The 10195-nt window shown below is 63.7% G+C and carries 9 protein-coding genes and 1 other RNA gene; 7 read left to right on the forward strand and 3 right to left on the reverse strand.

Annotated elements, in window-relative coordinates; all coding sequences use genetic code 11:
- Positions 1-77 precede the first annotated feature (77 nt).
- A non-coding RNA gene (gene ssrS / locus AACR77_RS19820) (6S RNA) lies at positions 78-260 on the reverse strand.
- Between the two features lie 25 nt (positions 261-285).
- Positions 286-609: a cell division protein ZapA gene (gene zapA / locus AACR77_RS19825; RefSeq protein WP_042877808.1), complete on the reverse strand. Its 324-nt coding sequence runs from the start codon at positions 607-609 to the stop codon at positions 286-288.
- A 173-nt stretch (positions 610-782) separates the two neighbouring features.
- On the opposite strand from zapA, the gene AACR77_RS19830 reads away from it, so the two are divergent.
- The 6 genes from AACR77_RS19830 to gcvP all read left to right on the forward strand — a co-directional run bounded on the left by AACR77_RS19830 (position 783) and on the right by gcvP (position 9138).
- Positions 783-1352, forward strand: a complete 570-nt coding sequence (locus tag AACR77_RS19830) for a UPF0149 family protein (RefSeq protein ID WP_042877810.1) — start codon at positions 783-785, stop codon at positions 1350-1352.
- A 187-nt stretch (positions 1353-1539) separates the two neighbouring features.
- Positions 1540-2763 carry a 2-octaprenyl-6-methoxyphenyl hydroxylase gene (ubiH, locus tag AACR77_RS19835; protein ID WP_042877812.1) on the forward strand — a complete coding sequence of 408 codons (1224 nt, stop codon included), beginning with the start codon at positions 1540-1542 and terminating at the stop codon, positions 2761-2763.
- Positions 2764-2864: 101 nt separating this feature from the next.
- Positions 2865-4085: an FAD-dependent 2-octaprenylphenol hydroxylase gene (locus AACR77_RS19840; RefSeq protein WP_042877814.1), complete on the forward strand. Its 1221-nt coding sequence runs from the start codon at positions 2865-2867 to the stop codon at positions 4083-4085.
- 381 nt (positions 4086-4466) lie between these two features.
- Positions 4467-5564, forward strand: a complete 1098-nt coding sequence (gcvT, locus tag AACR77_RS19845; protein WP_042864003.1) for a glycine cleavage system aminomethyltransferase GcvT — start codon at positions 4467-4469, stop codon at positions 5562-5564.
- Positions 5565-5640: 76 nt separating this feature from the next.
- The gene (gene gcvH, locus AACR77_RS19850; RefSeq protein WP_010675081.1) at positions 5641-6030 is read left to right on the forward strand and encodes a glycine cleavage system protein GcvH; all 390 of its coding nucleotides are present in this window, start codon (positions 5641-5643) and stop codon (positions 6028-6030) included.
- Between the two features lie 231 nt (positions 6031-6261).
- Positions 6262-9138: an aminomethyl-transferring glycine dehydrogenase gene (gene gcvP, locus AACR77_RS19855; RefSeq protein WP_042864002.1), complete on the forward strand. Its 2877-nt coding sequence runs from the start codon at positions 6262-6264 to the stop codon at positions 9136-9138.
- Positions 9139-9225: 87 nt separating this feature from the next.
- Here the strand turns inward: gcvP and AACR77_RS19860 are convergent, their stop codons facing one another.
- Positions 9226-9711 (reverse strand): VOC family protein, encoded by a 486-nt coding sequence (locus AACR77_RS19860; RefSeq protein ID WP_042877816.1) that lies wholly within the window; start codon positions 9709-9711, stop codon positions 9226-9228.
- Between the two features lie 228 nt (positions 9712-9939).
- On the opposite strand from AACR77_RS19860, the gene AACR77_RS19865 reads away from it, so the two are divergent.
- Positions 9940-10195, forward strand: a 256-nt coding sequence (locus tag AACR77_RS19865) for a class I SAM-dependent methyltransferase (protein WP_042877818.1), incomplete at its 3' end; no start/stop codon positions are given.

Here is a 10195-nt window from a genome sequence, read left to right on the forward strand (position 1 = left end):
CTTCAAGGTTAGCCTTTCAACATGTAATTGGGACAGCGCCAAGAAAAAGCCCGTCGTGATGACGGGCTTTCTTGGGTAGGTACCCCGGAGATGCCGTTGCCGGTTTGGGCCCTTGAACCGTCGGTTCAAGGCGGAGATCTAATCTGGCCGCAGGCTTCTCGGTCGGGCCGAGCATGCTCAATAGCCAGAAGGCAGACCCCCTGTTTGGTATGAATATCGGCTCGGGGACTTGAACCGGCTGACAAACACTCCAGGGAATTTCAAAACTCGGTGCGATTAGGGCTGTTATGCCTCTTCGCTGGATTCACCGTATTGTCCGTGCTCGATCAAGGCGGCTTCGATGGTGCGTTGCAGCATCTTGATCCGCTTGTCCATGGTCTCAGAGTATTGGTGGTTTTTCTCTTTTTCAAGGCAGAGCTCATGACAGAAATTGAGCGCTGCCATGACGGCCAGCTGTTCGTTGCTGGAGACCTTGGAACGTTGACGAAGCTCGATGAGCTTGTCGGTCAGCTGGTCGGCGGCCTGGCGCAGGGCATCTTGTTGTCCCAGGGGACAGGACACCTTGTAGGGACGTCCCAGAATGACGATTTCTACGGCCTCTATGCTCATGCCTTCCTCAATACGGCGGGGCTGATTTCCGCCTTTATCCACGTGGACAACTGGGCGGGACTATATAGCGCAGATGCAGAAGTTTCAAGGCCTTGCTGGCTCTGGCAGGGGGAGAATGCTAGGATCTCGGCCATAAATTCTGCATATTTGCCTGAACTTTGAGCGGATCCTAGATGAGCAAAACAAACCCCCTGAAATACGCCGCCGTGGCGGACCTGATGGCACAGCACGACCTCATGGCGACGGCCGTCGAGGCCCATGGCGTGATCTGCGGCCTGGTGTGCGGTGGCGTGGCCCTGGACGACAAAAGCTGGCAGCCCCATTTCAATGATCTGATCAACGACGGTTTCGGCTTGCCGGCACCGGTGCGCCAAGTGATGACCGACCTCTATCACGAGGTGATCGAGAGCCTGATGGCACAAAGGGGCGTCGAGTTGCTGCTGCCAAGCGACGAGGCGCCGCTCGATGAGCGCATCGACTTGCTGGTGGACTGGTCCCAGGCCTTCCTGGCCGGCTTTGGCGTGGTGCAACAGGAGCTCTCCAAGGCATCCGAAGAGCTGCAGGAGATGATTCAGGACATCGCCAGCATCACCCAGGTCTCTGCCGAATTCGATCAGGAAGATGAAGAGAACGAAGCCTCTTTCCTGGTGCTCTACGAACACGTGCGCCTCGGGGTCATGATGGCGTTCGAGGAGTTTGGCAAGCGCCCGGCCGCACCGAGCACGCCGCCGACCCTGCACTGATCTGCCCGCCCAGCGGGTCAATGAAAGAGCGCATCACGGCGCTCTTTCTGTTTTACAAGGGGTGAGAGCAGGGGAGGTACTCTGCTAACCCATGGTGCCAAAGCGGTTTTTTGCCCGTGGCTTCGCATCCCGTCCGCCACCTTTGTGGTAGGATTGGCCCACGTTTTTTCGCCTATGCCCTCTTCTCATGTCTCAAACTGATCTGGTTCACGTCGACGTGGTTATCGTCGGCGGTGGTATGAGTGGTGCCGTGCTGGCCCTCTCCCTTGCCGCCCTGAAAGGACAGGATGGTGCCCCCCTGCAGATCCTGCTGCTGGAGGCGAGTGCGCCCGAGCTCAATGCTCATCCCGGTTTCGATGCCCGTGCCATCGCGCTTTCCGCCGGTACCTGCGAGGCGCTGGCCCGTCACGGCCTCTGGCCGCACCTGGTGCCCCACTGCTCCCCCATCACCCATATCCATGTGTCGGATCGGGGCCACTGCGGCCAGACCCGGCTGTCGGCGGCGGAGTATGGTCTACCCGCCCTCGGTCAGGTGATCGAGCTGTCGGCGGCGGGCATCGTGCTGCAAGAGGCGATCGCCGCCTGCCCGCAGATCCGTATGTTGTGCCCGGCCAGGCTTGAGGCCATCGACCCCGACGAGGGGGGAGTGACGCTCGCCCTGGAGGGGGGCGCGCGCTACCGCACCCGGCTGCTGGTGGCGGCCGACGGGGGCCACTCCTTCGTGCGCCAGCATTTCAAGATGCCGGTCAGTCGCCACGATTATGGCCAGAGCGCCATCATCGCCACCGTCAAGACTGCCGAGGATCCCGCCGGGCGGGCCTTCGAGCGCTTTACCGACGGAGGGCCGTTGGCCCTGCTGCCCATGCAGGACGGCCTCTCTTCCCTGGTGTGGAGCGTCCCGCGGGACGAGGCACCGGGGCTGCTTGCACTGGATGATGCCGCCTTTCTCGCTCGTCTGCAGCAGGCCTTTGGCTGGCGCCTCGGGCGCATCGAGCGTACCGGCGTGCGCCACCTCTATCCGCTGGTGCTGACGGTGGCCGACTACCCGCTGGCCCAGCGCACCGTGCTGGTGGGCAACGCCGCTCACCTGCTGCACCCCATCGCCGGTCAGGGGTTCAACCTCGGCATGCGGGATCTGGACGTGCTGACCCGGACCCTGGCCCGTGCGCTCGCGGCGGGGGAAGACATCGGCGGCTTTGAGGTGCTAAGCGGCTACTGGCAGCAGCGGCGGGACGATCAGGCCCAGACCGTCTGGCTCACGTCCTCCCTGGCCCAGCTCTTCTCAAACCATCACGCTCCCCTGGTGGTGGGCCGCAATCTGGCGCTCTCCCTGATGGGCAGAGTGCCCTGGCTCAAGGCACCGCTCGCCTCCCGCACCCTGGGATTCGTGGGCGAGGTGTGCGGCCAATAAGCGCTGTCGCCCTGGGCGGCAAAGACGATTTCGAGCAAGAGGCACGCCTGTGGGCGTCGCCTCGCAGATCCTGGCGACTCGCCCGGAAAGGACACAAGAGAATGCAGATGCAAGATGTGGATGTGGTGATCGTGGGGGGGGGCATGGTGGGCCTGGGGCTCGCTGCCGCCCTCAAGAACCGGGCGATCAAGGTGGCCATCGTGGAAGGCCGGCTGCCCGATGCAACGCTCGGTGAGACGCCGGACAACAGGGTCAGTGCCCTGAGCCTCGCGAGTCAGCACATCCTGCAAGGGGTCGGCGCCTGGGACGGCATAGTGGCGCGCCGCCTGCAGCGCTACGAGAAGATGCAGGTGTGGGAGCAGGACAGTTTCGGCCACATCGATTTCGATGCTGCCAGCCTGCGTCAGGGGGCCCTTGGCCACATCGTCGAGAACCGGGTGATCCAGCTTGCGCTGCTGGACGCCATCGCGGGGGCCAGCAATATCCAGATGCTGACCCCGGCCCGGGCCACCAGCCTGCAGTGCGGGCCAGCGGGCGCCCTGCTGCTGCTGGAAGATGGCCAGGCCCTCTCGGCCAAGCTGGTGGTGGCCGCCGACGGCGCCCACTCCTGGGTGCGCCGTCAGGCCGATATCCCGCTCACCAGCTGGGATTACGGTCATCACGCCCTGGTGGCGACGGTGCGTTGTGCCGAGCCCCATGAGGCGGTGGCGCGCCAGATCTTCACCCCCCAGGGGCCGCTCGCCTTCCTGCCCTTGTGGCAGCCCGACCTCTGCTCCATCGTGTGGTCTGTGCCCGCGGCCCGCGCCGAGGCGCTCTGCGCCCTGGATGATGACGGCTTCAACCGCCAGCTCACCGCCGCCTTTGATGGGCGCCTCGGGCTGTGCAAGGTGGAGGGGGCTCGCAGCGCCATTCCGCTCACCGCCCGCTACGCCCGCGACTTTGCCCGCGAGCGCCTGGTGCTGGTGGGGGATGCGGCCCACACCATCCACCCGCTGGCGGGGCAGGGCGTGAATCTGGGCTTGCTGGATGCCGCCGCCCTGGCGGAGCAGATCCTCATTCATCACGGCAAGGACGCGGACATCGGCCTGCTCGCCAACCTGCGGGGCTATGAGCGCTGGCGCAAGAGCGAGGCGGCGCGCATGCTGGCGGCCATGGAGGGGCTCAAGCGACTGTTTGCGGGCAGCAACCCCCTCAAGAAGCTGGTGCGCGGGGTGGGGCTTCGCGCCGTCGACGGTCTTGGTCCCCTCAAGCAGGGCATGATCCGGGCCGCCATGGGGCTGGATGGGGAGCTGCCCACCCTGGCCAAAGGTGAAAAAATCTAATATTACCCCGGGGTTTTAACAAAAAAACTAATCTGACAGGGCGAGATGCCCCTTCGGGGTGTCAGCCTTTAATGTTGGCGAGAAGCGAAACGTTTTTCTGTAAATTGTGACGAGACGGTAAAAATCAACATTAAATCCCGCAATGGCGCGGTTTTGGCTGTTTTTATCACTGTTTTTGCCTTAGTGTCTGGTGTCAGTGAGTTGGGTGAGGATTAGTTTTTTTTGAGCGGTGCCCCGGCACGCTTGTCATATAATCCGCTCCGTTCAAGGAATCACTCCTGCCCGCCCGGGCGGGAACGAGCACAGAGCTTGTGGTCCGTAGTTCCCGACGAGCCGGGGCGGATTGCGAGTGTTGTCGCGAACGCTTAAGGAAACACAGCGATGATCCAGACTACTGTATTGCATCCGAAACACCTGGAAGCGGGTGCCAAGATGGTGGACTTCCACGGTTGGGAGATGCCCATCAACTACGGTTCCCAGTTGGAAGAGCACCATGTGGTGCGCACCGATGCAGGCATGTTCGATGTCTCCCACATGACCATCGTCGATTTGACCGGCGAGCGGGTCAAAGCCTTCCTGCAACACCTGCTGGCCAACGACGTGGCCAAACTCACCGTCCCCGGCAAGGCCCTCTACAGCGGCATGCTCAATCCGGAAGGCGGCGTCATCGATGACCTCATCACCTATTTCCTGACCGATACCTTCTACCGCCTGGTGGTGAACTCCGCCACCCGCGAGAAGGATCTGGCCTGGATCCGCCATCACGCCATCGACTTTGCCGTGAGCGTGACCGAGCGCCCCGAGCTTGCCATGATCGCGGTGCAGGGCCCCCACGCCAAGGCCAAGGCGGCCAAGGTGTTCACCCCCGAGCAGAATGCGGCGGTCGAAGGGATGAAGCCCTTCTTCGGTGTGCAGGCCGGGGATCTCTTCATCGCCACCACCGGCTACACCGGCGAAGATGGCTACGAGATCGTGGTCCCCCAAGAGAAGGCGTGCGATCTGTGGCAGGCCCTGCTGGACAACGGCGTGGCCCCTTGTGGCCTGGGTGCCCGTGATACCCTGCGCCTGGAAGCGGGCATGAACCTCTACGGTCAGGACATGGACGAGTCAATCTCTCCGCTCGCCGCCAACATGGCCTGGACCCTGGCCTGGGAGCCTGCCTCCCGCCAATTCATCGGCCGCGCAGTCCTGGAAGCCCAGAAGGCCGCCGGCAACCAGCCCAAGCTGGTGGGTCTGGTGATGGAAGAAAAGGGCGTGCTGCGTGCCGGCATGCCGGTCACCTTCACCAGCGAGAGCGGCGAGACACGGGAAGGGGTGATCACCTCTGGCTCCTTCTCGCCCACCCTGGGTTACAGCATCGCCCTGGCGCGGGTGCCCCGCGATATCGGCGAACAGGCCCAGGTGGAGATCCGCAAGAAGCAGGTCACCGTGAAAGTCACCAAGCCGGCCTTCGTGCGCAACGGCCAGCCGCTGGTGTAATCATTGATGGCGGCGAGGGTTGACCTTCGCCGCCCCATTTTTGTTGAAGCGATCCAAGAGCATAAAGGAAGCACAAATGAGCCATATCCCGAGCGAACTGAAATATGCCACCTCCCACGAGTGGGTCCGTGTTGAAGCCAACGGCGAAGCCGTGGTCGGCATCACCGAGCACGCCCAGGATCTGCTGGGGGACATGGTGTTCGTCGATCTGCCGGAAGTGGGCAAGCAGGTGAGCGCCGGTGAAGATTGCGCCGTGGCGGAGTCCGTCAAGGCCGCCTCCGACATCTACAGCCCGGTGAGCGGCGAGATCCTGGCCGTCAACGAAGAGCTGGAAGGCAGCCCCGAGCTGGTCAACTCCGACCCCTACGGCGCCGGCTGGCTGTTCCGCATCAAGCTGGACGACGCGGGCGAGCTCGCCAACCTGCTGGATGCCGAAGGCTACCAGAACGTGGTGGACGAAGAGTAATGCCCCCGGGCCCTGCCAACACAGCAGGGCCCACTTGTATGACTGCCATCCTGCGGCCATGGCGGTTGCAGGATGGGCGCAGCCTTTGCGCCTTCGGGATGCCTTGCCGCATTCCCCGTCTGCCCGCGGCGGACACAGAACATGAGTGGAGCCGGTATCGACCGGCTACAGGAACATCAGGTCTTGGTTATCAGGATGTCATGCCAGGACCTATTACCAGGAAATAGGGAAATGACCCAGTCACTGTTTGAACTCGAGCAAAAAACCGATTTCATCCGCCGTCATATCGGCCCGGGTGAGGAAGAACTGCGGGCCCTGCTCGCCACCGTAGGTGCCGAGAGCCTGGACGATCTGATTGAGCAGACGGTCCCCGCCGCCATCCGTCGTCCGGGGCCGCTTGGTATCGGCGCCCCCATGACCGAAGTGGAGGCCCTGGCCAAGCTCAAGGGCTATGCGGCCAAGAACCAGATCGCCAAGAGCTACATCGGCATGGGCTACCACGACACCCACGTGCCCCACGTCATCCTGCGCAACGTGCTGGAAAACCCGGGCTGGTACACCGCCTACACCCCCTATCAGCCCGAGCTGGCCCAGGGCCGTCTCGAAGCCCTGCTCAACTTCCAGCAGCTCACCCTGGACTTGACCGGCATGGATCTGGCGAGCGCCTCCCTGCTCGATGAAGCCACCGCCGCCGCCGAAGCCATGGCGCTGGCCAAGCGCATGGCCAAATCCAAATCCAACCTCTTCTTCGTGGCCGACGACGTTCACCCCCAGGTGATCGACGTGGTCAAGGAGCGCGCGGTCCACTTCGGTTTCGATGTGGTGGTCGGCCCTGCGAGCGAGGCCGTGAGCGAAGAGGTGTTCGGTGCCATGTTCCAGTACCCGGGCACCACCGGCAATGTGACCGATCTGCGTTCCCTCATTGCCGCCGTCCAGGCCCAGAAGGGGCTGGCCTGCGTCGGGACCGACATGCTCTCCCTGCTGCTGCTCAAATCCCCGGGTGAACTGGGTGCCGACGTGGTGTTCGGCAGTGCCCAGCGCTTCGGTGTGCCCATGGGTTACGGTGGCCCCCACGCCGCCTTCTTCGCCACCCGCGATGCCTACAAGCGCTCCATGCCGGGTCGCATCATCGGCGTTTCCAAGGATGCCCGTGGCAAGAGCGCCCTGCGCATGGCCATGCAGACCCGCGAGCAGCACATCCGCCGCGAGAAGGCCAACTCCAACATCTGTACCGCCCAGGTGCTGCTGGCCAACATGGCGAGCTTCTACGCCGTCTACCACGGGCCGGTGGGGCTGAAAACCATCGCCTCCCGCGTGCACCGTCTGACCACCATCCTGGCGCTCGGCCTCACCGCCAAGGGCGTGGCCCTCAAGCACGGAAGCTGGTTCGATACCCTCACAGTACTGACGTCGGACAAGGCTGCACTCATTGCCAAGGCCGAAGGGCTCGGCATCAACCTGCGTGCGGATCTCGATGGTGCAGTCGGTGTGTCCCTCTCTGAAACCACCACCCGAGGCGATGTAGCCGAGCTGTTCGACCTGTTCCTTGGGGCGGGTCACGGCCTCGATGTGGAGGCCCTCGACCAGGCCGCCCAGACTCATCACGCCATTCCGCAGGATCTGCTGCGCACCGACGCCGTGCTGACCCACGAGGTATTCAACAAGTACCACTCCGAGACCGAGATGCTGCGCTACATCCACCGTCTCGAAGCGAAAGATCTGGCCCTGAACTACGCCATGATTTCTCTTGGCTCCTGCACCATGAAGCTCAACGCCACCGCCGAGATGATCCCGGTGACCTGGCCTGAATTCGGCAAGCTGCACCCCTTCGCGCCGCTCAAGCAGACCCAGGGTTACCAGCTGCTGCTGGCAGATCTGGAAGACTGGCTGGTGAAGGTGACCGGCTACGATGCGGTCTGCATGCAGCCCAACTCCGGCGCTCAGGGCGAATACGCGGGCCTGCTCGCCATCAAGAAGTACCACGAGTCTCGCGGCGAGGGGCATCGCGATGTCTGCCTCATCCCGGCCTCTGCCCACGGCACCAACCCGGCCTCCGCCCAGATGGCGGGCCTGAAGGTCATCGTCACCGCCTGTGACAAGGCCGGCAACGTGGATCTGGACGACCTGCGGGCCAAGGCCGCCGAGGTCGGAGACCAGCTCTCCTGCCTGATGGTGACCTACCCCTCCACCCACGGGGTGTACGAGGAGACCATCAAGGAGGTGTGCGACATCGTTCACCAGTATGGTGGTCAGGTGTACCTCGACGGCGCCAACATGAACGCGCAGGTCGGGCTGACGGCACCAGGCTTTATCGGCGCGGACGTGTCTCACCTCAACCTGCACAAGACCTTCGCCATTCCTCATGGCGGTGGCGGTCCGGGCATGGGCCCCATCGGTGTGAAGAAACACCTGGCACCGTTTGTAGCCGGTCACGCCGTGGTCAAGACCGACAAGGAGAGCCGTGACAACGGCGCCGTGTCGGCGGCACCGTTCGGCTCGGCCAGCATTTTGCCCATCAGCTGGATGTACATCGCCATGCTGGGGGACGAGGGGCTCAAGAAATCCACCCAGGTCGCCATCCTGAACGCCAACTACCTGGCCAAGAAGCTCGGCGAGTCCTTCCCCGTGCTCTATACAGGTCGCAACGGCCGGGTGGCCCACGAGTGCATCCTGGACATCCGCCCGCTCAAAGAAGCCAGTGGCATCAGCGAGATGGACGTGGCCAAGCGCCTGATGGACTACGGCTTCCACGCGCCGACCATGAGCTTCCCGGTAGCGGGCACCCTGATGGTCGAGCCGACCGAATCCGAATCCAAGCGCGAGCTGGATCGCTTCGTGGAAGCCATGACCGCCATCCGCGCCGAGATCGCCCGGGTGCAGGACGGTCACTGGAGCCTCGCCGACAACCCCCTGGTCCATGCGCCCCACACCCAGGACGACGTGATGGATGCAGAGTGGAACCGTGGCTACAGCCGCGCCGAGGCGGTCTTCCCATCCGACGCCGTGCGCGCCAGCAAGCTGTGGCCGTCGGTCAACCGCATCGACGACGTCTATGGCGATCGCAACCTGTTCTGCTCCTGCGTGCCCACCGAGGATTACGCCAAGTAATGGCGGCGCCGTGAAGGGCTGACAGCCAATATGCACAAGGCCACCCCCAGGGGTGGCCTTGTTGTGTGTGGCGCCCGTGCGAACGGGCTACTCGCCCCGGCGCGCCGCCTCGATGGTGGCAATGTCAATCTTGCCCATCTGCATCATGGCCTCGAAGGCGCGTTTGGCAGCCTCGGGGTCGGGATCGGTGATCGCCTCGGTGAGGGCGAGGGGGGTGATCTGCCAGGAGATGCCCCACTTGTCCTGACACCAGCCGCACTCGCTCGCCTGACCGCCATGGTCGATGATGGCGTGCCAGTAGCGATCCGTCTCGGCCTGGTCCTGGGTAGCCACCTGAAACGAGAACGCCCAGTTGTGGCGGACCCCGGGCCCGCCGTTGAGGCCGAGGCAGGGGATCCCCATCACCCTGAACTCGACCGTCAGCACATCCCCTTCCTTGCCGGCGGGATAGTCGGCCGGGGCCCGGTGTACGGCACCGACGGCGGAGTCGGGGAAGGTGCTTGCGTAAAACCGTGCCGCCTCCTCGGCATCCCCGTCATACCAGAGGCAAATCCTGTTCTTGATTGGTCTCATTGTGTCGCAGCTCCATCCTGGTGATTGTCCTTCGACGCCCGTGAGCGGGCGCCCTGATGGGTATCCTGCCGCCCGCAGCGCCTGCTGTTTTGCTGGGTGGCAAGCCAGCCTGTACACCGTTTGCCACCCGCTTGGGGCTTGCATGATGGGGTCAAGTGTAGTGGCATGGGGATCCTGGTCACCAGGCCGGGAGCCGGCATGAAGGCCGCAGCAAGAGAGGAGTCTGCCATGGACAGTACCCAGCGATTCTCGACCCGGGTCGAGGCCTATGTGAAATATCGACCCGGTTATCCCGCCGCCATGCTGGATTTTCTGGCAAGGGAGCTGGCCATGGGGCCAGAGGCCCAGGTGGCGGACATCGGCGCGGGCACCGGCATCCTGACCGCCCTGCTGGCCCCCCGGGTCGCGCGGGTCTGGGCGGTGGAGCCCAACGACGATATGCGGGCAGCCGCCAAACGGCTGCTCGCCCAGGTGGGGAACATCG

This window comes from Aeromonas sp. ZOR0002 (assembly GCF_963866995.1).
Lineage (GTDB): Bacteria > Pseudomonadota > Gammaproteobacteria > Enterobacterales > Aeromonadaceae > Aeromonas > Aeromonas caviae.

Excerpts from the sequence above, each read along its gene's own strand:
- zapA (WP_042877808.1), bottom strand. The coding sequence starts at position 609 with ATGAGCATAGAGGCCGTAGAAATCGTCATTCTGGGACGTCCCTACAAG.
- AACR77_RS19830 (WP_042877810.1), top strand. The coding sequence starts at position 783 with ATGAGCAAAACAAACCCCCTGAAATACGCCGCCGTGGCGGACCTGATG.
- ubiH (WP_042877812.1), top strand. The coding sequence starts at position 1,540 with ATGTCTCAAACTGATCTGGTTCACGTCGACGTGGTTATCGTCGGCGGT.
- AACR77_RS19840 (WP_042877814.1), top strand. The coding sequence starts at position 2,865 with ATGCAGATGCAAGATGTGGATGTGGTGATCGTGGGGGGGGGCATGGTG.
- gcvT (WP_042864003.1), top strand. The coding sequence starts at position 4,467 with ATGATCCAGACTACTGTATTGCATCCGAAACACCTGGAAGCGGGTGCC.
- gcvH (WP_010675081.1), top strand. The coding sequence starts at position 5,641 with ATGAGCCATATCCCGAGCGAACTGAAATATGCCACCTCCCACGAGTGG.
- gcvP (WP_042864002.1), top strand. The coding sequence starts at position 6,262 with ATGACCCAGTCACTGTTTGAACTCGAGCAAAAAACCGATTTCATCCGC.
- AACR77_RS19860 (WP_042877816.1), bottom strand. The coding sequence starts at position 9,711 with ATGAGACCAATCAAGAACAGGATTTGCCTCTGGTATGACGGGGATGCC.